Source organism: Mesorhizobium sanjuanii (assembly GCF_002529485.1).
In the GTDB taxonomy this organism is placed as follows: Bacteria; Pseudomonadota; Alphaproteobacteria; order Rhizobiales; family Rhizobiaceae; genus Mesorhizobium; species Mesorhizobium sanjuanii.
The window spans coordinates 1-22,449 of record NZ_NWQG01000032.1; the positions used below are offsets into that span (position 1 = coordinate 1).

The 22,449-nt window shown below is 64.7% G+C and carries 24 protein-coding genes; 10 read left to right on the forward strand and 14 right to left on the reverse strand.

The annotated features are described in order from the left end of the window. Positions 1–381 (forward strand): hypothetical protein (locus CN311_RS06425; RefSeq protein ID WP_208866445.1); only part of this gene is annotated, 381 nt, incomplete at its 5' end. 167 nt (positions 382–548) lie between these two features. Next, positions 549–1,790: a DNA polymerase IV gene (dinB, locus tag CN311_RS06430; protein WP_097572500.1), complete on the forward strand. Its 1,242-nt coding sequence runs from the start codon at positions 549–551 to the stop codon at positions 1,788–1,790. A gap of 225 nt (positions 1,791–2,015) precedes the next feature. Here dinB and CN311_RS06435 read toward each other — a convergent pair whose 3' ends face one another. Beyond that, positions 2,016–2,900, reverse strand: coding sequence for a LysR family transcriptional regulator (locus CN311_RS06435; RefSeq protein WP_097572515.1), 885 nt, complete (start codon positions 2,898–2,900; stop codon positions 2,016–2,018). Positions 2,901–3,081: 181 nt separating this feature from the next. Between CN311_RS06435 and CN311_RS06440 the strand changes: the two genes are divergently transcribed. Together CN311_RS06440 and CN311_RS06445 are read left to right on the forward strand one after the other, a co-directional pair. After that, positions 3,082–4,140, forward strand: coding sequence for a class I SAM-dependent methyltransferase (locus CN311_RS06440; protein WP_097572501.1), 1,059 nt, complete (start codon positions 3,082–3,084; stop codon positions 4,138–4,140). Positions 4,141–4,259: 119 nt separating this feature from the next. Next, complete coding sequence (locus tag CN311_RS06445) at positions 4,260–5,414, forward strand: sulfite oxidase (RefSeq protein WP_097572502.1); 1,155 nt, start codon at positions 4,260–4,262, stop codon at positions 5,412–5,414. Between the two features lie 96 nt (positions 5,415–5,510). Here CN311_RS06445 and CN311_RS06450 read toward each other — a convergent pair whose 3' ends face one another. Both CN311_RS06450 and CN311_RS06455 read right to left on the reverse strand, forming a co-directional pair. Continuing rightward, positions 5,511–6,410, reverse strand: a complete 900-nt coding sequence (locus CN311_RS06450) for a sigma-70 family RNA polymerase sigma factor (RefSeq protein ID WP_165779615.1) — start codon at positions 6,408–6,410, stop codon at positions 5,511–5,513. 10 nt (positions 6,411–6,420) lie between these two features. Beyond that, on the reverse strand, positions 6,421–6,750 hold the full coding sequence (locus tag CN311_RS06455; RefSeq protein WP_245440745.1) for a hypothetical protein: 330 nt from the start codon (positions 6,748–6,750) through the stop codon (positions 6,421–6,423). Positions 6,751–6,900: 150 nt separating this feature from the next. Between CN311_RS06455 and CN311_RS06460 the strand changes: the two genes are divergently transcribed. From CN311_RS06460 to CN311_RS06470, 3 genes are all read left to right on the forward strand, one after another. Then, a complete protein-coding gene (locus tag CN311_RS06460; protein ID WP_097572504.1) occupies positions 6,901–7,266 on the forward strand; it encodes a VOC family protein in 366 nt (121 codons plus the stop codon). A 34-nt stretch (positions 7,267–7,300) separates the two neighbouring features. Then, positions 7,301–7,453, forward strand: a complete 153-nt coding sequence (locus CN311_RS06465) for a hypothetical protein (protein WP_245440746.1) — start codon at positions 7,301–7,303, stop codon at positions 7,451–7,453. Between the two features lie 206 nt (positions 7,454–7,659). Continuing rightward, positions 7,660–7,881 (forward strand): hypothetical protein, encoded by a 222-nt coding sequence (locus CN311_RS06470; protein WP_097572505.1) that lies wholly within the window; start codon positions 7,660–7,662, stop codon positions 7,879–7,881. Positions 7,882–7,967: 86 nt separating this feature from the next. Here CN311_RS06470 and CN311_RS06475 read toward each other — a convergent pair whose 3' ends face one another. The 7 genes from CN311_RS06475 to CN311_RS06505 all read right to left on the reverse strand — a co-directional run bounded on the left by CN311_RS06475 (position 7,968) and on the right by CN311_RS06505 (position 14,195). After that, positions 7,968–8,606 (reverse strand): NAD(P)H-dependent oxidoreductase, encoded by a 639-nt coding sequence (locus tag CN311_RS06475; RefSeq protein ID WP_097572506.1) that lies wholly within the window; start codon positions 8,604–8,606, stop codon positions 7,968–7,970. Further along, positions 8,603–9,034, reverse strand: a complete 432-nt coding sequence (locus tag CN311_RS06480; RefSeq protein ID WP_245440747.1) for a nuclear transport factor 2 family protein — start codon at positions 9,032–9,034, stop codon at positions 8,603–8,605. Before CN311_RS06480 ends, CN311_RS06475 begins: the two co-directional genes overlap by 4 nt. After that, positions 9,031–9,858 (reverse strand): energy-coupling factor transporter transmembrane component T family protein, encoded by an 828-nt coding sequence (locus CN311_RS06485; RefSeq protein WP_097572507.1) that lies wholly within the window; start codon positions 9,856–9,858, stop codon positions 9,031–9,033. The genes CN311_RS06480 and CN311_RS06485 overlap by 4 nt, the downstream gene beginning before the upstream one ends. Further along, the gene (locus tag CN311_RS06490; protein WP_245440748.1) at positions 9,859–11,634 is read right to left on the reverse strand and encodes an ABC transporter ATP-binding protein; all 1,776 of its coding nucleotides are present in this window, start codon (positions 11,632–11,634) and stop codon (positions 9,859–9,861) included. Positions 11,635–11,693: 59 nt separating this feature from the next. Continuing rightward, positions 11,694–12,470, reverse strand: coding sequence for an ECF transporter S component (locus CN311_RS06495; RefSeq protein ID WP_097572509.1), 777 nt, complete (start codon positions 12,468–12,470; stop codon positions 11,694–11,696). 227 nt (positions 12,471–12,697) lie between these two features. Beyond that, positions 12,698–13,603, reverse strand: coding sequence for a LysR family transcriptional regulator (locus CN311_RS06500; protein WP_097572510.1), 906 nt, complete (start codon positions 13,601–13,603; stop codon positions 12,698–12,700). 298 nt (positions 13,604–13,901) lie between these two features. Further along, positions 13,902–14,195, reverse strand: a complete 294-nt coding sequence (locus CN311_RS06505) for a hypothetical protein (RefSeq protein WP_133117147.1) — start codon at positions 14,193–14,195, stop codon at positions 13,902–13,904. Positions 14,196–14,342: 147 nt separating this feature from the next. Here CN311_RS06505 and CN311_RS06510 point away from each other — a divergent pair, with 147 nt between their 5' ends. From CN311_RS06510 to CN311_RS06520, 3 genes are all read left to right on the forward strand, one after another. After that, complete coding sequence (locus CN311_RS06510; RefSeq protein WP_245440749.1) at positions 14,343–15,773, forward strand: LuxR C-terminal-related transcriptional regulator; 1,431 nt, start codon at positions 14,343–14,345, stop codon at positions 15,771–15,773. Positions 15,774–15,945: 172 nt separating this feature from the next. Beyond that, entirely contained in the window at positions 15,946–16,614 is a 669-nt protein-coding gene (locus CN311_RS06515) for a GntR family transcriptional regulator (protein ID WP_245440750.1), read from the forward strand. Between the two features lie 102 nt (positions 16,615–16,716). Then, complete coding sequence (locus CN311_RS06520) at positions 16,717–17,484, forward strand: pseudouridine synthase (protein ID WP_245440751.1); 768 nt, start codon at positions 16,717–16,719, stop codon at positions 17,482–17,484. On the opposite strand, the gene CN311_RS06525 is transcribed toward CN311_RS06520, so the two are convergent. The 4 genes from CN311_RS06525 to CN311_RS06540 form a co-directional block, all read right to left on the reverse strand. Then, the gene (locus CN311_RS06525; protein WP_097572519.1) at positions 17,462–18,205 is read right to left on the reverse strand and encodes a 2OG-Fe(II) oxygenase; all 744 of its coding nucleotides are present in this window, start codon (positions 18,203–18,205) and stop codon (positions 17,462–17,464) included. The genes CN311_RS06520 and CN311_RS06525 overlap by 23 nt on opposite strands. Before the next feature lie 251 nt (positions 18,206–18,456). Then, entirely contained in the window at positions 18,457–20,748 is a 2,292-nt protein-coding gene (locus tag CN311_RS06530; protein ID WP_097572512.1) for a xanthine dehydrogenase family protein molybdopterin-binding subunit, read from the reverse strand. Next, the gene (locus CN311_RS06535; RefSeq protein WP_097572513.1) at positions 20,745–21,728 is read right to left on the reverse strand and encodes an FAD binding domain-containing protein; all 984 of its coding nucleotides are present in this window, start codon (positions 21,726–21,728) and stop codon (positions 20,745–20,747) included. The genes CN311_RS06530 and CN311_RS06535 overlap by 4 nt, the downstream gene beginning before the upstream one ends. Next, on the reverse strand, positions 21,725–22,210 hold the full coding sequence (locus tag CN311_RS06540) for a (2Fe-2S)-binding protein (protein ID WP_097572514.1): 486 nt from the start codon (positions 22,208–22,210) through the stop codon (positions 21,725–21,727). The genes CN311_RS06535 and CN311_RS06540 overlap by 4 nt, the downstream gene beginning before the upstream one ends. Positions 22,211–22,449 lie beyond the last annotated feature (239 nt).

Consider the following 22,449-nt stretch of genomic DNA (forward strand, 5'->3'; position numbering starts at 1 on the left):
GAATCCCGAACCCGCCAGCAGGCGAGCCCGCGGGAGCTGCGGCCAGGGCTGGAAGAAGCCTTTGCGCTGAGCTGCCAGATGAACGATCCCTGCTGGGAAGGCGCGGTGGCGCGTGCGCTGGCGCTGACCTATGCCGCCTACGACGCACTGCCCGAAGCGATGGAGTGGCTTGGCGAGGCGCACCGCCGCTGCGGTCGCGACACCGACGCTTATTCCGCGCTCCAGGTCGAGATCCTGGCCAGCCAGGTCGAAATCAGTTTGCGCCAGGGTCGACCGGAGGTCGCCGACGCCATCGGCCGTGAATGGCTGGCGCTGGCCGCCCGCACGCACCGCGACACGCATGTCGCGCGAGCGGCGGCGTTTATTGGCGGACGGCGGTAGGGGTGGCTTGCCCGAAGGCTCTGGAGGCACCCAACGATTCTTGCCTCGATGGAGCGACTTCCTGACCCGACCTCCTTGACAACGCGTGGGCAATGTTCTCTGTATGTTCCGCTCAGCCACCCCTCAAGACTATGCGGCGTTCCAATCGCCGCGGGCGAACGGCTCGGATGGAAGCCAACATCCTCCACGCGGATCTCGATGCCTTCTATGCCTCGGTCGAGCAATTGCTCGACCCGTCGCTCCGCGGCAAGCCGATCGCTGTCGGCGGCGGCGTGGTGCTGGCCGCCTCCTATGAGGCCAGGGCTTTCGGCGTGCGCGGCGGCATGCCGGGGCGGCGGGCGCGCGAACTCTGCCCCCGGCTGATCTTCGTCGGCGGCAATTTCAGGGAATACCAGCGGCTAGGCGACGCGGCTATTCAAGTGCTTGGCGATTTCACGCCGGTGGTCGAGCGCATTTCCATCGACGAGGCCTTCGCCGACGTCGCCGGCTGCACCCATCTGTTCGGTCCGCCGGCCGACATCGCCGCTTCCATCCGCCGCCGCGTCAAGGCCGAACTCGGCCTGCCGATCTCGGTCGGCGTGGCGCGCACCAAGCATCTGGCCAAGATCGCCTCGCAAGTGGCCAAGCCCGACGGGCTGGTGGTGGTCGATCCGCGCCATGAGCTTGAGTTCCTGCACGATCTGCCGGTCGAGCTGATGTGGGGCGTCGGCCCGGTCACCAGGCAGCGGCTGGCCGGCATCGGCGTCAACACCATCGGCGAGCTGGCGAAGACGCCGGGATGGTCATTGGAGCGCCTGCTTGGACCGGCGGCGGGCGAAAAGCTCAATGCGCTGGCGTGGAACCGCGATCCGCGCAAGCTCGAGACGCAGCGCCGGGCGCGCTCGGCCGGCGCGCAATCGGCGCTCGGCAGGAAGCCCGCCGCCGAAAATGTCTTCGTGCCGGCGCTGCTGCATCTGGCCGACCGGGTCGCCACCCGGCTGCGGGCGAAATCGCGGCCCGGCCGCACGGTGACGGTGCGCGTCCGCTTCGCTGATTTGCGCTCGGTGACGCGCTCAATCACCCTCGACCAGCCGATTTCGGCGACCGCTATGCTGGCCGAGATCGCCGAGGCGCTGGTGCGCAAGGTGCTTGTCGATCATCCGCACGAAAAGACCATCTCGCTGCTGGCGATCGCCGTCTCGCATCTGGAGCAGCAGGCGGGCCTGCAACTGGAACTGCCGCTCGGCCTCGACGACGACCGGCGCCGCCCCGGCACGCGCAAGGGTGCCGCACGCTGGACCGCCGACCGCGCCATCGACAAGATCCGCGACCGTTTCGGCTGGGAGGCGGTCGGCTATGCCTCGGTGGCGCTGGGGCCACGGCGGTCGGTTCCCGACGCGTTCCGCGAACTGGCCGAAAAGGAGCTGTGAGCCGGCGCCGGCGATCCCTGTTTCGCCATTTCGCCCGGTTGACGAACCCCGCCCGGCTGGGAATGATCCGCCGCGCCGGCTGCATCCCGGTCCCCGCCAATCTTCGAGCAAGCTGTGCGCCGCCACCTGGCGCGAAGGGGAAATGCCGTGTCGGAAGTGCGTGGCAGACCGACCGGGACCTGCGCTCCTGGCCCGGCCACGCGGTTGCGCTTTGACCCGGAGCTCCTATTGGGCCGTTTGCCAGTCGTGCTCCCTCACCGCTTCGGCAAAAGCCGAGACAACAGGTGAAGGCAAGCGGTCGGTCACTGAAACGAGCGACACCTCGCGTATGATCTCAGGGTCGACGACGGGCCTGTGACAGACACCGGGATGGCTGGCCGAGTATTCCGCGATGAAGCAGACGCCCATGCCCGCGGCGATCATCGCCAGAATCCAATCCTCGCGCTCGCTGCGAAAGGCGCTGCGGATATCGAAGCCGATGTTCCGGCAGAGCCCGTCTATGTGATCGCCATACTCGCAATTGATGCGCTCGAGATAGGCTTCGCCGCGAACGTCAGCAAGATGAAGCGTATTGCGCATCTCGAAAGGATGACCGGTCGAGAAGGCGATACCGAAGCGCTCCCGGTAAACAGGATCCGCCTTCAGGCCATGGTCGAATGGTTCGGGCCTTGCCAGCAGGGCGACGTCAAGCTTGCCCTCGGTCAGAAGGTCTATGAGATGGCTTGCCGCGCCCTCGATCACGGTCACTTCTATGCCTGGATAGCGCTCTCGAAAGGCATTGAGGAAACCGATGAAGCGCAGCGGGCCTATGGTGCACATCACACCGAGCGTCAGCGACGCGGTCTCCAGCGAGAGGAAGCTCCTGGCCGTTCTTTTCGCAGTCTCCGAACGCTGCAGGACTTCGTTCAGATGGGTCCGCATCAGACAGCCGAAATCGGTGAGCCGGACGCGGGTTTTCTCGCGATGGAAAAGATGGCCGCCAAGTTCCGCCTCCAGCTTCTGTATGGCCCGCGTCAGCGCAGGCTGGCCGACGTGAACGAGGTCCGCCGCGCGATGAAAGTTGAGAGTCTCGCTGGCCGCCAGGAAATAGCGGATTTCATGCATCTCCATAACAATCTCCGCCGATGTCTCGTCTGCATCGCCGCGATGATAATTCGGCATTATCCGCCGCCCTCACGCCCAAGTAAACTTCAGCAGCCTTTATGGCGGCTTGGCCGCTGCCGGAACCGATCTGAATTAGGATCGGCGTCACGGAACGCGTTGAGGAGATCCAGCCCAAAGGGAGGTTCCGATGTCTGAAGCCAGTCAGGAAAAGTTGGACGCATTCTTGGGGAAAATGGTCGGTGATCTCGGTGCGATCGCTACGGGCGCGGGAGTCTTGCTGGGAGACAGGCTCGGTCTGTTCAAGGCACTGCGCGAAGGCGGCAAGATGACGGCCGCCGAACTTTCGACACGCACCGGCACCCAGGAACGCCTCGTAAGGGAATGGCTTTCCGGCCAGGCGGCTGCGGGCTACGTTGAGTACGATGAAGCCAAAGACGCGTTCTATCTCAACGCCGAGCAGGCACTGGTGTTTGCCGATGAAGATAGCCCGGCCTTCATGACTGGCGCATTCGAGGTCCTGTCCTCGCTGTGGCTCGACGAAGAAAAGGTGAGGCAGGCATTCCAGTCCGGCAAGGGCGTCGCATGGCACGATCATAGCGCGTGTCTGTTTCGCGGCACGGAACGGTTTTTCCGTCCAGGCTGTAATGCCAATCTGATCGACTCCTGGCTGCCGGCTCTGGAGGGCGTTGTCGAGAAGCTCGAACGCGGCGCGGATGTCGCGGACGTCGGATGCGGTCATGGCGCATCGACGGTGCTCATGGCACGTGCTTTCCCCAATTCGCGCTTCGTCGGCTTCGACTATCACGCCCCTTCGATCGAGCGCGCCCGCAAGGCCGCCGAGGAGGCCGGCGTCGGCGCCAACACGCGCTTCGAGGTCGCAACCGCCAAGACCTATCCCGGCACCTATGACCTCGTCGCTTTCTTCGATTGCCTTCACGACATGGGCGACCCAGCGGGCGCCGCCGCCCATGTCCACGGGTCGCTCAAGCCGGATGGCACGTGGATGATCGTCGAGCCGTTCGCGCATGATCATCTGGCGGCGAACCTCAATCCCGTCGGACGCGTCTACTATGCCGCCTCCACGTTCGTGTGCACGCCCGCGTCCCTGTCGCAGGAAGTCGGGCTCGGGCTCGGCGCCCAGGCCGGCGAGGCGAGGCTGCGCAAGGTGGTGACCAGCGGCGGCTTCAAGCGATTCCGTCGCGCCGCGGAGACGCCGTTCAACATGGTGCTGGAGGCCCGCCCCTAGAGCATTTTGCAGCCAGGTGGAATCACTTGGCGGAACTTCCATTGTGTCGCCTATCCGTGACCAGGCTGCGGCCTAACGCACGTTGCAGCCTGTTCCGGAGCAACTGGGAGGTAAACAACATGCATCGTTTTCAACGCAGAGAACTTCTTGTTCAAGGCAGCGCGGCACTTGCCGCTATTGCTGCTCTCTACACTTCGCGTCGGGCTTACGCTTTCCCAAAGCAGGCAGGCGAGGAAGTTGTTCCGTGGCTGGATCAGCCGACCGAAAATCCCAATCCGGAAGGTATCAAGACCCAGCTTGTGTGGGAGGATCTGGATAGCTGGATAACTCCAAACGACAAATTTTTCAGCATCTCGCATTTCAACCGACCGACGATCGACGAGAAGACATGGTCCATGGAGATCGGAGGCCTGGTCAAGAAGCCCCTGGAGTTGACACTCGCCGACATCAGGGCACGACCGCGGCAGGAGGTCGTTTTCACGGTGGAATGCTCGGGCAACCACGGGTTTCCTTTTTTCACCGGCGGCATCGGCAATGCCCGCTGGGCAGGGACGCCGCTCGCCCCGATCCTGGAGGAAGCCGGCGTTCTGGAGAAGGGAACCGAGGTCGTCTTTTTCGGGACTGACACAGGCGAGGTCGCAATCCGCGACGTCAAGATGCAGCAGAACTTCGCGCGGAGCATGTCGCTCGCCGACGCGATGAACCCCGACAATCTCCTCTGCTATGAAATGAACGGAGCCGCCTTGCCGGCGCCGAATGGCTTTCCGGTGCGGCTCATTGCTCCAGGCTGGTACGGGATCGCCAACGTCAAGTGGCTGAAGCGCATCGAGGTTCGCGATGCGCGATTCATGAGCCTGTTGATGGCCCGTGACTATGTCACCATCCGGGAGGAAGAGCACGATGGCGAGACCGTGTGGACCGAGACTTCGGTCGGGCGAGCGCTGATAAAGTCCGCGCCTGCGAAGGTCACCCGGAAAGACTCGGATTACTCCATCATTGGAGCAGCCTGGGGGGCGCCGATCGACCGGGTCGAAGTGCAAATCGATCAAGCGCCTTGGGCACCAGCGACCATCGACCACAGTGAGGAGGCCGAACACGCCTGGAAGATCTGGTCCCTGGATTGGGCAAATCCCTCGCCTGGAGAACACACGGTGACCTCGCGCGCGATCAGCACCACGGGACAAATTCAACCGGCAATGGACGATCCCTTGATTGCCAGGAAACACACATACTGGGAAAGCAATGGCCAGGTGACGCGCCGTGTGCGTGTCTAGTGCGTTTTGCAGCCAAATGGAATCATTTGGCGTCCGCATAAATGAGGCAAAACACATAGTTGGAGCGAGTTGCCGGTTCCACGAACCGCAACCGCTCTAAGAACTTGCTCCGCCCACGGTGCTGATCTGCGCGTCGACCAGGCACCAGGGCGCGTAGCGGAAGTCGCGGATATGGACGATCTGCTCGCCCGACCATTCGACCAGCATGAAGCCGCGCACAGCGCCGTCCGATTCCCCAGGATTGCGGATGAGGATCGCCGGCCGGCCGTCGACGAAGCCGAGCGACAGCGCCCAGTCGCTCGCGCGGTCGTAATTGCCGAAATAGATCGACACCTCGGCCTTGCCGCGCATCCGGGTGCGGTTGACGACGTCGAGCCGGATATCCTCGGCGATCAGCGCCCTGACCGCATCGAAGTCGCGCGCATTGAACAGGTCGACATAGCGGCGCAGGCGCCGCTCGTCGCCGGCATCGAGCCTGGGCGCCGCGACTTGTTCGGGCTCGGCTGCCAGCAAGCGCAGCTGCGCCCGTCCGCGATGCAGCGCCGCCTTGGTGGCGGCCAGCGTCGCGCCTGAGACCTCGCAGGTCTCGTGCAGCGAAAGGCCAAGCACGTCGACCAGGATCACGGCGCTGCGCTGCGCCACCGAGAGCTGCATGAAGCTGCGCAGGCCGGCAGCAGTGGCGAGCCTTGCATCGGCATTGCCTGAAGGATCCTCGATCGTGGTCATGTCGGCCTCGGCGATGCGCGACCTCTCCCGCTGGCGCCGGCGCAGATGGTCCTGCGCGGCATTGTGGGCGATGCGAAACAGCCATTGCTCCGGCCGCCCGACCGCAGCACGACCGTCGAGCGCCTGCAGCGCCTTGAGCAGCGTCTCCTGCACGATGTCCTCGCCGTCGATCACCGAGCCGGCCATGCGGGCGCAGTAGCGGTGCAGTCTCGGGCGCAGGCCGGAGAGCATCGCCTCCAGCGCCGCGCGGTCGAATTGACTTATGTTCATGGCATCCATTCTATCCGGCTTTCCCGGCCTCGAGGACATGGTAGTTGCCGATGATCCTGGCGGGCGATCGCTGGACCGGGGTCGAACGCCGCTCCGCATGGTTCCGCGTGAATGCCTCGAAGGCGGCAAGCCCGGTCAGCCCGGAGGCGCCATTGCCCTCGCCGACGACATGCCTCTCGCCGACAATATGGATGAACTCGCCATCGTCGAGTTCGAACACGAGATAGCGCACGCCCTGCGGTGCGGTCTCGTCCAGCGCCTCGAACACCTTTGCCACCAGCGCGCGGTTTGTTTCCAGCTCGGTATCCTTCACGCTGTAGCGGATGAGTTTGTAGCCCATGGTTCGTCTCCTGAAATGGTGGACCTGAGCAGAAGACGACCGGAGTTGCCGAAAAGATTCTCGGGCACGGGCGAATCTTTTTGCCCGCCCGCATCGTCTTTGTACCCGTGGGCGGCCCCTAGGCAGCCACCAAAGACAGGAGATTCCACCATGCATATCCAGTTTGCCGAACTGCCGGTATTCGACCAGGACCGCGCCAGGGCTTTCTACACCAAGCATCTCGGCTGCCAGGTCGCGGCCGACCAGCCAATGGGCGATAGCGGCTGGCGCTGGATCGAGCTGGCGTTTCCCGGCGCTGTGACGAACCTGCATTTGGTCAGGCGCGCCGACGACACGCCGAGCGACGGGCCGGTGCTGGTGCTGGTCGACGAAAATGTCGAGGCGACGATCGCGGCTTTGAAATCCGGAGGCGTCGAGATCATCACCGAGCCGCAGCAGGCGCCATGGGATCCAGGCCGCACCGTGGCCGAGTTCCGCGACAGCGAGGGCAACCGCATGGTGCTCGCCAGCAGGTAGGCGGGCCAGCCGAGCAAGCGCCAACCAGCGCACCATGCCGCTCGAAATGTTCATCGGCATGCGCGAGAAGCTCTCGCCGGCGATCACCGCAGCCGCGACGCTGATGATGGCGCTGTCGATCGTGCTGCTGGTCGTGGCGAACTTGCTGGCTCGGCGCGGTCAGCGGCGACCACGCAACACCGCTTAATGCATCTCGCGCATGCATAAAAACAACAACCTGAAGACCGGCCGGCCGCCTCGTATTATTTCGTGACCGTGTCGGGCCGGAACCTTCCCTTCCACCGCGCGTTCGGGCCGCTGTATTCGCAATGCCTTATATTTAGGCAGAAAGGGGCAGACCCGAATACCTGGCGGGCGGGCACATCAGCACGGGTTGGGGAGGAGCAAAGCATTATGTCGAACCGCGAAATTGGAACGTCCCACACGCTAAGTCTGCGCGTCGCCAATCTCAAAGCCAGGATGCAGGACGCTGATATCTCAAGGCACGAGATGAAGACCTTCCAGAAGGTCGCCGCCATCATGGGAGGAGGTGAAGGCTCGCTCCGGCTCGATGCCGACGACCTGATCGCCGCCTCTTTCGTTGTCGAGACGCTGAGCGATCCCGCGTCGAACTGACTTTTGTCGCGCTTGTCCTGCCGATTGGATACGGCGCGGCTATCGGACAACGCCCCGCGTTAACATGGAGCGCACCGGAAACCTCTTCAGACGCGATGCACCTTCTGCACCGCGTCTGAAGGTGCAGATGCTGCATGCCCAAGACTGGCGACCGCCTTCCTGACACGCTGCAGATGCGCCTGGCGCTCTGCCGCCGAGACCGTGTCCATTCGGTAGAGCGCCAGGAATTTGGTCGAGCACAGCGGATGGCAGACGGAGCGGAAGCCGCGCAGCAGGGTGCGCCGGCCGGGCTGGCCCATGATCCAGCTCATCAGCGGCGTCGCGCCGCATGTGGTCATCACCAACACCCGGCGAATGTGCCGCAATTTCGGCCGCGGGCCGCGCTGCGCCGTCGGCATGTCGAAGGCGAAGCCCGGCACCAGCACCCGCTCCAGCCAGCCCTTCAGCATGGCCGGCAGCCCGTACCACCAGGTCGGGTAGATGAAGATGACCGTCTCCGCCCACAGCAATTCCTGCGCCCGGTCGATGACCGGTTCGAGGTTGCCTGCCTTGTCGCCATAGCCGCGCCACTCGTCGGCGCGCATGACCGGATCGAAGCCGGTCTGATAGAGGTCGAGGAGGTGAACCGCGTGGCCCCGTTCGGCAAGCGCCTCCAGCACGGTGTCGCGCACGGCGCCGTTGAAGCTGTCGGTGCAAGGGTGGCAATAGACGACAAGGACTTTCATGCTGAACTCTGGGGTCTGTGGTGATCTTCCACGGCGCTTGCCGTGTCGAAATATTCACGCCACGACAGGATGCGCCCGTCGCTGTCGAGATCGATGAGTATGGCGTCCTCGGTCAGGCTGCGAGCGCCGTCGCGCCGTCGCGTCACCTCCCACAGCCATTCCAGCGCGACCCGCCTGCCGTCGGCGGACGCAAAGGCGGTGGTGACGGTGACGCTGAGATCGCCATAGTCGCGGTAAAAATCGGCGATGGTGCGCGCCAGCCTATGGTAGGGAACCCGGTTGCCCGGCGCCGTCAGCACCCCGTCAGGATGCCAGTCGGCGGCGGCAGCAGAGAAGTCGCCGGATTTCCACGCATCCGCCTGCCGCTCGAGCATGGCGAGCGTGGCGGCATCGCAATCGATCCTGGCGTCGGGGGCCAATATGCTCACAGCACCTCACCTCCAAACCCGAACCACAGCCGGCCGGCCAGCGCCGCGGCAAACACGGCGAAGCAGGCGCCGATCGCCAGGATTTCGCCGGCCGACAGTTTTTCGCGCGATGGGTGTAGGCTGGTGCGGTCGGCCGAGCCGCTGAATGCCTTCGCCTGCAGCGCGATCTCCATGAGCTGGGCCTTGGTCAGCGAGATCATGATCAGCGGCACCAGCATGCGGCCGAGCGCGATCAGCTTGCGCAGCATGCCGATGCCGTCGATGTCGATGCCGCGCAGCCGCTGCGCCTCCTTGATCCCTTCCAATTCCTGGAACAGCAGCGGCACGAAACGGAACGTCGTCGAAAACAGGAAGGCGATGCGGTAGGGCACGCCGATGCGCACCAGCCCGAGCACGATGTCGTTGGGCTGGCTGGTCATGAAGACCAGCTGGAACGCCAGCATCGGGATCAGCACGCGGCAGCAGACCACCAGGCCGAACAGCAGGCCTTCGACATAAAAGATGTTGAGCGAGCCGATGAGCGGCACGCCGGCCGGCACGGTGAAGACCGGCGTCTTGCCGAACGGGCTCCATAGGCCCTGGATCACCGTGATCAGCACCAGCGCCGGCAACACGATCAGAGTAAGCTTGCGGATGGTGGCGGCGGTGACGCCGGCCGAAAACATCAGCCCGACGATGACAGCGAGGAACGCTGCCTGCAGCACAATGCTGTTCCAGACGAAGATGAGCGAGCTTGCCAGCAGAAGCAGCGCGAACTTCACCCGCATGTCGGCTCGGGCGAAAATGGTCTCGGCCGGCAAAAGCTGGATGGCGTAGCTGACCATCTAGGCGACCTCCAGCCGGGTGCCGAGCATTGCCGCCAGGTCGTCCGGACCAAGCGGGCGGGCGACGCCAAGCGCCGGCACATGTCCGGCGAAGCGTACCGTCTGCGGCGGCACCAGACCGGCGGCTTCCATCGCCGAATTGTCGTAGAAGACGTCCCGCAGCGTCCCGTCACCGACAATCCTGCCGCCATCCATGACGACGAGGCGATCGACATAGCCCGGCAGCAGATAGAGATGATGGGTGATGAGCACCACCGTCTTGCCCATCCGGTTCAGGGTCCGCAGCATGTCGAGGATGGCCAGCGATCCGCGCCAGTCCTGGCCGGTGGTCGGCTCGTCGAAGATCAGGATCTCAGGTTCGAGCGCCAGCACGGCGGCGATGACGACGCGCAGCCGGTCGCCGCGGCTGAGCGACATCGGATGCTGGTCGGCGGCCTGGGCAAGATCCATCGCCGTCAGCGAGCGGCTGACGGCGGCATCGATATCGGCCTTCGGCCGCTTCATCATCGACAGCGCGAAGCCGACCTCCTTGGCCACCGTGTCACAGAAGACCTGGGCGTGCGCGTTCTGCGAGACATAGCCGATGCGCTGCGCGAGTTCGCTGACCTTGAGCGTCGAGACATCTTCGCCGCCGACGCGCACCGCGCCCGAGGATGGCGAAAGCAGATGCAGGAAATGCCGCACCAGCGTGGATTTGCCGCTGCCGTTGCGGCCGACAATGCCGAGAAATTCGCCATTGGCGACCGTCAAATCGACGCCACGCAACGCCTGCGTGCCATCGGGATAGATATGGGTCAGCCCCTCGACCGTCAGCGCGACACCGGCCTTGGAGACATCGCGCTGCGTCTCCATTGGGGCGGTGGCCGGCAACGAGACAGTCGGCGGATATGCCTTGATGGCCGCTTCGGCGGCACTGAGCGTCACCGGCAGGGCGGGCGGTTTGCGGCGGCCAGGTGCACCAGAGTTTGTGGCATCACGGACAAGCACCTCGAAGCTGCGCACGATGTCGGGCGGCCGCACGCGATGCTCGGCCAGCATGTCAGTTGCGGCAAAGACCGTTTCGGGCGGCCCCTCGGCCGCTACCTTGCCGTCGGAGATGAGCAGGACGCGGTCGGCGATTTCGGCGAGCTCCTCGCTGGCGTGGCTGGCTATGACGACCGTCAGGCCGTTCTCGCGGTTCAACTTCAGCAGGATGGCGAAGACTTCCGCCGACGCGACGGGGTCGAGTTGCGAGGTCGGCTCGTCGAGCACGATGATGTCGGACGACAGCGCCAGCGCCGCGGCAATCGACAGCCGCTGCTTCTGGCCGCCCGACAAATTGGCCGGATGCCGGGTTTCCTGCCCGGCGAGACCCACCGCCTTCAGCGCCTCGCCGACACGCCGAACGATTTCGGGCGTCGGCACTTTGAGGTTTTCCAGCGCGAAGGCCACCTCGCCCTCCACCGTGGTCGCGGTGATCTGCGTTTCGGGATCCTCGAACACCATGCCGACGAGTTCCGCCAGCCTGCTGGTCGGCGTTTCGATGGCGTCGAGGCCGGCAATATGGACGCTGCCATAGAATTCGCCGCCGAAGAATTGCGGCACGATCCCGTTCAGCGCCAGGCAGAACGTCGTCTTGCCGGCGCCGGTCGGGCCGATCACGCCGACGATCTCGCCGCGGCCGATCGTCAGGCTGATCTTGTCCAGCGCAGGTCGATCGGCGCCTGGATAGCGGTAGCTGACATTGTCGAAGCGGATGAGCGGTGCTTCGGCCCGCTCATCCCGGAGGATGGGCATTTCCCCATCCCGGATGGGCGAATGCCCATCCTCGCCAGGCACTGTCTTGGCCTGCGGCATCAGTAACCCGCCAGCTTCGCCTTTGCGATGGGAGACCGGCGAATGGCGGCGATGAGCGCGAAGGCGACCAGGGCGCCGACGGCGGTGAAGACGACGCGCTCGGCGAAGATGATGAAGACCAGCGGCGGCCAGACTTCGGCCGGCCACGGATTGGTGGCGAAGGACGGCACCCAGTTGAGCTGGATACCCGCCGTCGAGCCGAAGAAGAACACGACGAAATAGGCGCCATAGAGCGACAGGCTGGCCGCGCCATTGCGAATCTGGTCGATCGCCCAGTTCCTGATCTGCGGAATGGCAATCAGGATCAGCGCCACGTCGACCGTGAAGACATTGCTCAGCCACAGCCAGAAGCCGATGCCAAAGGACAGCGACTGCCAGAGGTAGATCAGGTTCGCCGCCAGCGTGATGATCCACGGCACATACCAGAGCGAGCGCTTTGGATACATGACCATGCCGACGGCAAAGGCGCTCATGGCACCCATCAGCGGGCTCCAGGGTCCGAGATTGGTATAGGGCGCGATGACATTACCGATGACGATGCCGACGACCGAAGCGATCGGCCCGGCGATCGGGCCAAGCAGCAGGCCGAGCAGCGGATGGATGACGTCGTGCAGCGGCCACCCTCCCCCCATGCCGCCGACCACGATCGAGGCCGGTATGAAGGCGAGCACGGCGACGAGCGCCGCCAGGATGGCGGTGTAGGATACGGGCGCGCCTCCGATCGAGACGCCTCCCGTCGTGACCAGACTGCGAGGTTGCGGAGCATCGGCTGTCATTGTTGTTCCCCTTTGTTTGAGCAGCGTTTTCGCTGGTCGCAACGCGTCGCCTGCGCGGCGTTGCTCTCTTTTTATGCAAGTCGTTGCCCCAAAACCGCTGCGCACTTCTGGGCGACATGCTTTGTGTTCCCATGGGGAATGTGACCGAAAATGCGTACGCCTCAAAGCATCAAAGAGCGTGCGCCCCGATGCCTAAAAGGCAACGGGGTATACGCTGGTCGCTCGTTTCACGAACCGCTCTGGCTGGCGATCAGGCTGCTCAGCCTTTCCAGCAGATGGCTGGGCAGCGGCGCCAGCCGGCCGCGGGCGCGATGCACGACGCTGAGCCGCTGGGTGAAGCGGGAAAGCTCGGCGATCGGGATGAAGCTCACCGCCCCCGATAGATGGCTGTGCAGCACGTCGATCCGGTTGAGGATGGCGACTCCCTGGTCGAGCAGCGCGAAATGCTTGAGCAGTTCGAAACTGTTGGATTCCAGCACCGGCTCCAGCGACAGGCCGGCGGTAGCGCAGGCATGGTCGAAATGGTCGCGCAGCATCACGCCCGGCGGCGGCATGATCAGCGGAAACCGCCTGAGGTCGCCGAGGCGCAGCACGGCTTTCGACGCAAGCGCATGGTCGGGCAGGACGACGGCGCCGCAAGGGCTCAGCATCGAGGCGGCCACGGTCAGATTGGGCGTTTCGGGAAGATCGAAGGCGAAGCCCAGATCGATCTCGCCGGCGGCGACCTGCACCGCGATGTCGTCGGCAGCCAGCACGCTGACGGAAAACCGCGTGAACGGCCGTTCGCGGCGATACTCGGCCAGCGCGTAGGACAGCATGTCGTTGGAGAGCCCGCCGACGGTGGCGATCGAGGCGCTGGCGAAACGCCCGTCCTTCAGCGTCTCGATCCGCTCGATCGCTTTCCGGTGGTGCTTCAGCGTCTCCCTGGCATGGGTGATCAGCACCTCGCCCGCCGCGGTCGGCCGCATCTGGCCGGGCAGGCGTTCGAAAAGCGGCGTTCCCAGTTGCTGCTCCAGCGCGATGATCTGCCGGTTGATCGCCGACGCCGCGACATTGAGCGTCACCGCCGCCTTGCGGATCGAGCCGCAGCGGGCCACTTCGTCGAGATAGCGAAGCAAACGAGAATGTATCAAGCGATCTCCCGGCTGGCGTTGCGCGGCTTGCGGCGCAACGCATCAAGACGGAACGCCGTCGGTCGCGTCAAGGCCTGCTCGCTGGGGCTGATGCCCTTCGTCGCCCCCTGTCCCGCCGGCCTCTCCGTCCCACGCAGCAGACACGACGCGCCCAGGCAACAAAATCCTCTTTGCTCTCAAAGGGATGTGCGCCAGAGGTGAATCTGTCTGAGAGGCGAGCCGCGCTCATGCTCCCTGCGGGGAACCGGTTCCAGGCGCGTCCCACAATGGGCGGATCGCGGTTTGCCGACAGCCTTGTTCAATTGCGCGCAACGACGCATTGCGGTCGGGCAGCGCCGACGGGAACGATCTCATAGCCGACGGCGATCAGTTGGAGGCTCATCTCCTCGAAATGCCGCCTTGAGCCGCTTTCGATCGATTCAGGCGTGTAGTTCCAGCCATTGGCGGCGGTAATGGCCATGATGCCCGCATAGGCACGCATGCTGGCGATTTTCACGTCCGATTCCAGCACCTGCATGCATCCGCTAGCGAATGACGGCGCGGCGGGAACTGTGAAACCGGTGCATGCCAGCAAGACAAGAGCAATGCGCATGGAACGCTCCTTGGCTGATTGCAGCATGTAGACCTTGCAGCATCTGCGCCTGCCGTGGAATCGAGCAGATGCGGTATTCGGCCTCCTGCATTTGTAGTATTCTTGACGCTACGGCATTCGAAAGCTTCGTGGGATGAGTTCGCCGTGGTGTCCAATGATGCTCTGAAAGCTCGGACGCTCGATGCCCTGTCCGGCCGCGAGCGAGCGGTCGCGGAAAAATTCGCGTCCGGCATGACCTATCGCGAGATCGGCGAGGCGCTGTTCATCGCTCCCACCACCGTGCGCACCCACCTTGCAGCCGTTTATGAAAAACTCGGAGTGCGTAACAAGATTGGGCTCGCTGGCCACTTTGCAGGTCGTGCCAGTGCCGCGGAAAGGAGCGGCTTGCCGGTGCTGGCAGTGCTGCCGATCGAGAGCTATAGCCCGGACGGACAATGGTCGCGATTTGCCGACGGCCTCTCAGCCGACATCATCACCGATCTTGCTCGCTATTCCAAACTTTCGGTGATTGCCTTCCACACGATGAAGGCCTGCCGAGACAATGTTCGTCAAGGCAATCTCGGCGTTCTTGCAGTCAGTCGGGACTTGGGCGCCGACTATGTCCTGGAAGGTCAATTGCGCGCCGACGACCGGCGTATCCGGCTCACGGTCCAGCTTTCCGATGCGCGCAGCGGCGGCAGCCTGTGGAGCGAACGCTATGACCGCCCGGTCGAGGACATCTTCACGCTGCAGGACAGCCTGACCGAAAGCATCATCAATGTGCTGGCCGGCAGTTACGGTGCGCTCGCGACGGTGGGCCGCAACGCGGTTCGCCGCAAGCCGCCGGCAAGTTTGCGTGCCTATGACTGTTATCTGCTTGCCGTCGAGCAGCAGGACACATTCAGCCGCGCCGGCAATGCAGAGGCGATCCGCCTGCTTTCACGCGCGCTGGAGCTTGATCCGACCTTCGTCAGGGCGTGGACCGAACTTGCCTACGCCTATTCGATCGAGGCCTGCAGCGGTTACAGCGACGATGCGCAGCGCTCGATCCAGAACTGGCGGTCCGCGATTGAAACCGCCATTCAGTTCGATCCGACGGACAGCCACGCCTGTACCTGCCTTGGCGATCTCCTTGGATGCCTCGGCGACCTCGAAGGGGCGGAGCGCGCGCACCAGCGCGCCCTGGAATATGGCTATAACCATGCCGACACGCTGGCGCTGCTAGGCGGCAGCAAGGCTCTTGTTGCCGGCGATCCAGCCGAGGCGATCCCGCTCATCGAGCGCGCCATGCGCCTCAACCCCTTGGCGCCACCCTGGTATTTCGGCATGCACGGCCGCATCCTGTTCGCCGCCGGCAGGCATCGCGAAGCCATCGCGGCGTTGCGCAGAAGTTCGCCGGACTCTTCGAACATGCTGATGTTCCTGGCGCTGGCGCATGCGGCGGTTGACGAGACCGACGAGGCCGCCAGCTTCGCGGTCCGCCTCAAGGAAGAATTTCCGGAGTTTTCCGTCGAAGGCTTCATCGCGCATTACCCCGTGACCAATCCGGACGCCGTGCAGGCCATTCGCCAAGCCGCCAAGCTGGTGAAGCTCAACTAGATCACATTCAAATCGTGTTTCTTCTCAAAGGGATGCCGGCCAGGTGTGAATCTGTTTGAGAGGCGAGCCGCGAGCGATTCTGTACACTCGTATACGAGAATCCACATATCCGCATAAGCGGCTTTCTGTTAGGCAAGGCCGGCGTGACATGGGTTGGCAGGGGAGGCATCGATTGCGTGGGCTCGGCGAAGGCTTGGTGCAGAAACCGCTGACGGTGGCGGAACAGGTGGCGAATGTGCTGCGCGAATCGATCGCCGATGGCAGCCTGGTGGCGGGCACGCCGCTGCGCCAGGACGACCTTGCCGAGCGCTTCGGCTTCAGCCGCATGCCGGTCCGCGACGCGCTGCGCCAGCTCGAGGCCGAGGGTATCGTTTCGATCCATCCGACCAAGGGTGCGCATGTCGCCAGGATGGACACGACCGAGATCAGGGAGATCTTCGCCGTCCGCGAATTGCTCGAAAGCGAAGCGCTGCGGCTCTCGGTCCCGAACCTCGCCAGGGAGAAGCTCGACGAGGCCGGCCATGTGCTCAACCAGATCGACGCCGAGCCGGATGTCCGCCGCTGGGGCACGCTGAACCGCGTCTTTCATCTGGCTCTCTACAGTGCCTGCGGCAACGACCGCCTGCTCGCCCTGATCGAGGCGCATCATAATGCAGCCGACCGCTATGTCCGCGTTCTCCTGTCGAGCCTCGACTATCGCAGCCAATCGCAGGAGCAACACCGCGACCTGTTGACGACCTGCCGCCACCGCGATGCCGCGGCCGCCGTCCGCGTCCTGCGCAAGCATCTCGGCGACGGCATGGCAACGCTCGCCCAGGCCGGGCCGGCGAGAAAGCCCTGATCCTTGCCAGGACGATCACGCAAGCCCATGACGCCGCGACCGAACAGCGGCCGACCGCGCCGCGATCCCGGAGGCAGCCCACCCGGAACCAAGCCTCCGGGCGTGAGCCTTTGCCGGGCGCTGTCGAAACTCGGCCTGTGCTCGCGCAAGCAGGCGGAAGTTCTGGTCGCCGAAGGGCGCGTCAAGGTCGCGGGCAAGGTCGTGCGCAACGGCTCGATGCGCGTCGATCCCGGCCGCGACCGCATCGAGCTCGACGACAAACGCGTCGTCGCCGAGCGCAAGGTCTATCTGATGCTGAACAAGCCGCGCGGCCTGGTCACCACCCGCGAAGACCCGCAGGATCGCGGCACCGTCTATGATAGCCTGGCCGGGCTCGACCTGCCTTTCGTCTCGCCGGTCGGCCGCCTCGACAAGGCCAGCGAAGGCCTGCTCCTGATGACCAACGACACCCGCTTTGCCCAGCGCCTGCTCGATCCCGCCTCGCATGTCGCCAAGATCTATCACGTGCAGGTCGCCGCCCTGCCCGACGCGGCCCTGCTGGCGCGGCTGCGCGCCGGCGTCACGGTCGATAGCGAGCTGTTGACGGCACGCTCGATCGGCATTCTGCGCAGCGGCACCAGCACCGCCTGGCTGGAAATCACGCTCGACGAGGGCCGCAACCGCCACATCCGCCGCATGCTGGACGCCTGCGATATCGAGGTGCTCCGCCTGGTGCGGGTGGCGATCGGCCGATTGCAGCTCGGCGACCTCGCCAAGGGCAAGGCACGCCATCTCACCGCGGAAGAACGGGCGATGTTTGCTGCCTCAGCCAACGCGCCTGAGCCGCACCCAAATTCGACGGCAGGCCTTACTTCGCGTCGTGGAAGATGATGCCGACGGTGTGGCGCATGCCAGAGCGAAGCCGGCTGACGCCGTGCCTGAGGTTGACCCGATAGTTGCCCTTGGTTCCCTGGACCGGACGGTTGTGGACCGCGAAGGCGACCGCATCGCCTTGCCTGAGCGGCACCACCTCGGCCCGGCTCTGCATGCGCGGGCGCTGCTCTGTCAGCACGAACTCGCCGCCGGTGAAATCCTTGCCCGGCTGCGAAAGCAGGATCGCCACCTGCAGCGGGAAGGCCAGATCGCCGTAGAGATCCTGGTGCAGGCAGTTGAAGTCGCCGGGAACGTATTGCAGCAACAGCGGCGTCGGCCGCGTCTGGCCCTGCTCGTGGCATTGTTTGAGGAACGCCGCGTGTTCGGCCGGGTAGCGCAGGGCGATGCCCATGCGTTCGTTCCAGTCGTTGGCGACCGCGGCAAGGCGCGGATAGAGCGCGCTGCGCAAAGCCCCGATCAGGTCGGGCAAGGGATAACGGAAATAGCGATACTCGCCCTTGCCAAAACCATGCCGCGCCATGTGGACATGGCTGCGGAAATGCTCCTCCTGCGGATAGAGCCCCGCGATCTGTCGGCATTCTTCCGGCGTCAGCAGCTTTTCCATCACCGCGCAGCCATGGTTGCTCAACTCGCCGGCCAGCATTTCCCAGTCATATTCGGCGACCCGCGTTTGCGCCGATTGAACCGCTGCTTTCGAACCGATCGAATGGATGGTCATGGCTTTGCCTCCAATGGCCTCTTCTGCCATCAGAGATGGGTGAGATGGCCCGCGCGGACCACCCGTTTCCTGCCAACCGGCCGCGCCAAATGCGGGGGCTCACAAACTCAAGCACCGGTGGCGCCGTTTTCAGGCACCGGCCTGACTACCCCCGAAAGTGGTGATATAGAGGACGGCGCCGAGCTTGATTGTTGCCCCGAGTGAAACTGCCGATCTCCGCGACGAGGGATCGGCAGCTCCGCGCGCCAGTTCTAAATCAGCTTCTCCAGCGTGATCGGCAAATCCCTGATCCGCTTGCCGGTGGCATGGAAGACGGCGTTGGCGATCGCCGGCGCCACGCCGACGATGGCGAGTTCCCCAACCCCCTTGCCGCCAAGCGCGGAGGAATGCGGGTCGGGAATGCCGACCGAGATCACCTCGATGTCGGGAATGTCGGCATTGGTTGGCACGAGGTAGTCGGCGAGGTTGTTGTTGACGATGCGGCCATGGCGGCGGTCGACGATGCCTTCCTCCAGCAGCGCCTGGCCGATGCCCATGATGATGCCACCCTTCCACTGGCTTTCGGCGAGCTTGGGGTTGTAGAGCCGGCCCGAATCCAGCGCCGACACCACGCGCGACACCCTGACCGTGCCGAAATCCTCGTCGACGCGCACCTCGATGAAATGAGCGCACCAGCTGTACCTGGAATAATCGCCCTCGGTGTGCGGCAGCGCCATGGCGATGGTGGTGTAGTTCTTGTAGCGCTCCTCGGCCGTCGAATTGGCCGGCATGGTGTCGCGCTTGGCCTCGATCCGGTCGCGCCCGACGCTGGCCAGCAGCTCGGCGATCGAGACCTCCGGGCCTTCGCCGCGCGGCGAGGCGATGCGGCCATTGGCGACGACCAGCGTGTTGGCCTGCAGCGCATGGAAGGGCGAGCGCGGATCCGAGATCGCCAGCCCGACCAGCTCGTCGAGTGCGGCACTCGCCGCCTTGTGCACGGCGCCGGTCATCACGCCGGCCAGCCGCGAGCCGCCGGCAACGCCGGCGCGGGCGAAGCGGGAGTCACCGAGCTTGACCACGACATTGTCCGCCGGCACGCCCAGCGTTTCGGCGGCGGTCTGCGCCAGGATCGTGTAGGTGCCCTGCCCCATGTCGATCGACGAGCTTTCGACCTCGACCGAGCCATCGGCCAGGATGCGCACCATGGCTTCGCCATAGGCGCGCCGCACCGGATAGGTGCCGGCGGCGACGCCCCAGCCGATCAGTTGGTTGCCGTCGCGCATCGAGCGCGGCTGCGGGCTTCGCTTCGACCAGCCGAAGCGTTCGGCGCCGGCGGCATAGGCCTCGCGCAATTGCCTGGTCGACCACGCTTTCTTGGCGTGCGGATCCTCTTCGGCATAGTTCCGCAGCCGGATCTCCAGCGGATCGATGCCGACCTCGTAGGCCAGTTCGTCGATGGCGCATTCAATGCCGAAGGCGCTCGGGTTCTCGCCCGGTGCGCGCATCGCGCCAGGCACCACCGAATTCACCCGCACGACATTCTGCCGCGAGGAGAAATTGGGCGTCTGATACATGATCGAGGTGGTCGAGCCCAACGGCTCGACCCACATGCCGTCGATGGATGTTTCATTGACGCCGCGATGCACGATCGATTGGATTATTCCATCGGCGTCGGCGCCGATCGTCACCGTCTGCCGCGTCGCCGCGCGCCCGCCATAGCCGGTGAAGGTCTGCGGCCGTGTCATCACCAGTCTCACCGGCCGGTCGAGCATCCTTGCGGCAAGCGCCGCCACCGCGCCATGGCCAAGCGCCAGCGCCTTGGAGCCGAAGCCGCCGCCAATATAGGGCGACACCAGCCGAACATTCTCGAACGGCACACCGAACCATTCGGCATAGGTGCGCGCCATGCCGTCGAGCCATTGGCTCGGCTCCCACACCGTCAGCTGGTCGCCCTCCCAGCGCGCGATCAGCCCATGCGGCTCCATCGGCGCCTGGTATTCGCGCGGCGTGTTGTAGGCGGCGCAAATCCTGATCGGGGCGGCGGCGAATGCCGTCGCCGCGTCGCCCCACTCCTTGGTCATCGCGTCGATCGGAATACCGTCGCCGGCCTTGGCGTCGCTAAGGTCGACGATGGCCGGGACCTCGTCATAGCTGACCCTGACGAGTGCGGCCGCCGCGACGGCCTGCTCGAAAGTCTCGGCCACCACCGCGGCGACATGCTGGCCCGAGAAAGTAATGTCGCGCGCCAGCGGGCAATAGGGCGCATCCGGCGGCGGTGTGCCCAACCAGTCCGAAGCGGTTTTCAGCGGCGGCATGTTGTCCGGCGTCAGCACCTTGAGCACGCCGGGCGCGGCTTGCGCAGCGTCCGTGTCGATCGAACGCACCTTGCCGGCGGCAATCGTGCTTTCGACCAGCACGGCATAGGCGAGGCCATCGAGCTGCTGCTCGACCGCGTATTTGGCGGCGCCGGTGATCTTGGCCGGACCATCGACGCGCGACAGCCGGCCGCCGACAGCCTGCGTACCGTCGGAAGCATCGCCGTGTCTTTTCATGTGAACGGTCATGCCGTTTCTCCCAATTTGAGGATGGCGCGGGCGACGACACGCGGCGCCAGTTCGATCTTGTAATGGTTGGCGCCATGGTCGACGGCGCCTTCGACGGCGAGCAGGCTGGCGCGCTTGACGGCATCCGCGTCCAGTACCTTGCCCTTCAGCGCCGCTTCCACACCGCGCGCCCGCCACGGTTTGGTGGCGACGCCGCCAAGCGCCACGCGCAGATCGCGGATCGTGCGGCCATCCGCTTCGAACTCGATGCCGACGGCAGCACTTGCGGCAGCGAACTCATAGGATTGCCGGTCGCGGACCTTGAGATAGGTCGAGCGTCTCGCAGCGGCGGAGCCGGGAATGCTGATCGCGGTGATCACCTCGCCCGGCTGGATCGCATGTTCCCGCTCTGGCGCAGCAGCCGGCAGCAGGAAGAAGTCGTCGACCGCGACCTGACGGTCACCGAGATGCACCACTGCATCGAAGGCAACCAGTGCAACGGCGAGATCGCCGGGATAGGTGGCGATGCAGGCTTCGCTGGTGCCGAGCACGGCATGGCCGCGCGTCACCCCGCCGATCGCCGAACAGCCGCTGCCGGGCATGCGCTTGTTGCAGGCGGGGAAGTTTTCGCCATCGCGGAAATAGGGGCAGCGCGTGCGCTGCATCAGATTGCCACCGATGGTCGCCATGTTGCGGATCTGCGCCGAGGCCGCCTGCCACAGCGCTTCCGAGACGGCGGGAAACTGGCGCTTGATGTCGGCATGGTCGGCAATGCCGCTCATCTTCGCCAGCGCGCCGATGGTGGCGCCGCTGTCGTCGACCGTGATTGCATCAAGCCCCTTGAGATGGCTGATGTCGACCAGCGTATCAGGCTCGGCTACACCGCATTTGGCGAGGTCGATCAGCGTCGTGCCACCGGCAAGCAGCATGGCGCCCGGCAGCGCCGAGGCCTGGCGTGCAGCATCGACCGAACTGGCGCGCAGATAGGAAAAATCCCTCATGACGCGACCTCCAATGCCGCCTGGCGCACGGCGGCGACGATGTGCGGATAAGCGCCGCAGCGGCACAGATTGCCGGCCATGTATTCGCGGATCTCGTCATCTGAGCCGGCATGGCCCTCGCGGATGCAGGCGACGGCCGACATGATCTGTCCGGGCGTGCAATAGCCGCACTGGAAGGCGTCCTGTTCTAGGAAGGCCGCCTGCACCGCGTGCAGCGTGCCATCTGCCTCGGCCAGCCCCTCGATGGTGGTGACCGCCCTGCCCTCGGCCTGGGCGGCAAGCGTCAGGCAGGCGAGCACCCGCTGGCCGTCGATATGCACGGTGCAGGCGCCGCACTGGCCGTGGTCGCAGCCCTTCTTGGTCCCGGTCAGGTCGAGATGGTCGCGCAAGGCATCAAGCAGCGTGACGCGCGGCTCGACTTCCAATTCGTGGCGATGTCCGTTGATTTGAAGTTGGATGGGGATTCGGGTTTTGCTTGTCATAGGGCGTCTGGCTCCAGTTGCTTGACGCTGAGGGGACGATTTGGTGCCTGGCCGGGAGGCGGCAAGGTCACCAGATGGCTAGGTTGGGGTTCACGGGGAGATTGGCGGCTCCGTCGCCTTCGCCATTCTCCAGAAGAAAGAGAAGGTTGTGGCCTGAAGGTTCGAAGGACGTGACATACCGGGTCCCCTGATTATATGATAAGGGTGCTCCACTAAAACGGAGGCGCCTCCGTTTATTA

Bases quoted from the DNA above. Each gene is read 5' to 3' on its own strand.
- CN311_RS06530 (WP_097572512.1), bottom strand. From the start codon at position 20,748: ATGACCGTTCACATGAAAAGACACGGCGATGCTTCCGACGGTACGCAG.
- CN311_RS06470 (WP_097572505.1), top strand. From the start codon at position 7,660: ATGTCGAACCGCGAAATTGGAACGTCCCACACGCTAAGTCTGCGCGTC.
- dinB (WP_097572500.1), top strand. From the start codon at position 549: ATGGAAGCCAACATCCTCCACGCGGATCTCGATGCCTTCTATGCCTCG.
- CN311_RS06450 (WP_165779615.1), bottom strand. From the start codon at position 6,410: ATGAACATAAGTCAATTCGACCGCGCGGCGCTGGAGGCGATGCTCTCC.
- CN311_RS06540 (WP_097572514.1), bottom strand. From the start codon at position 22,210: ATGACAAGCAAAACCCGAATCCCCATCCAACTTCAAATCAACGGACAT.
- CN311_RS06525 (WP_097572519.1), bottom strand. From the start codon at position 18,205: ATGACCATCCATTCGATCGGTTCGAAAGCAGCGGTTCAATCGGCGCAA.
- CN311_RS06535 (WP_097572513.1), bottom strand. From the start codon at position 21,728: ATGAGGGATTTTTCCTATCTGCGCGCCAGTTCGGTCGATGCTGCACGC.
- CN311_RS06455 (WP_245440745.1), bottom strand. From the start codon at position 6,750: ATGGGCTACAAACTCATCCGCTACAGCGTGAAGGATACCGAGCTGGAA.
- CN311_RS06465 (WP_245440746.1), top strand. From the start codon at position 7,301: ATGCCGCTCGAAATGTTCATCGGCATGCGCGAGAAGCTCTCGCCGGCG.
- CN311_RS06490 (WP_245440748.1), bottom strand. From the start codon at position 11,634: ATGCCCATCCTCCGGGATGAGCGGGCCGAAGCACCGCTCATCCGCTTC.
- CN311_RS06440 (WP_097572501.1), top strand. From the start codon at position 3,082: ATGTCTGAAGCCAGTCAGGAAAAGTTGGACGCATTCTTGGGGAAAATG.
- CN311_RS06495 (WP_097572509.1), bottom strand. From the start codon at position 12,470: ATGACAGCCGATGCTCCGCAACCTCGCAGTCTGGTCACGACGGGAGGC.
- CN311_RS06475 (WP_097572506.1), bottom strand. From the start codon at position 8,606: ATGAAAGTCCTTGTCGTCTATTGCCACCCTTGCACCGACAGCTTCAAC.
- CN311_RS06445 (WP_097572502.1), top strand. From the start codon at position 4,260: ATGCATCGTTTTCAACGCAGAGAACTTCTTGTTCAAGGCAGCGCGGCA.
- CN311_RS06460 (WP_097572504.1), top strand. From the start codon at position 6,901: ATGCATATCCAGTTTGCCGAACTGCCGGTATTCGACCAGGACCGCGCC.
- CN311_RS06505 (WP_133117147.1), bottom strand. From the start codon at position 14,195: ATGCGCATTGCTCTTGTCTTGCTGGCATGCACCGGTTTCACAGTTCCC.
- CN311_RS06435 (WP_097572515.1), bottom strand. From the start codon at position 2,900: ATGGAGATGCATGAAATCCGCTATTTCCTGGCGGCCAGCGAGACTCTC.
- CN311_RS06485 (WP_097572507.1), bottom strand. From the start codon at position 9,858: ATGGTCAGCTACGCCATCCAGCTTTTGCCGGCCGAGACCATTTTCGCC.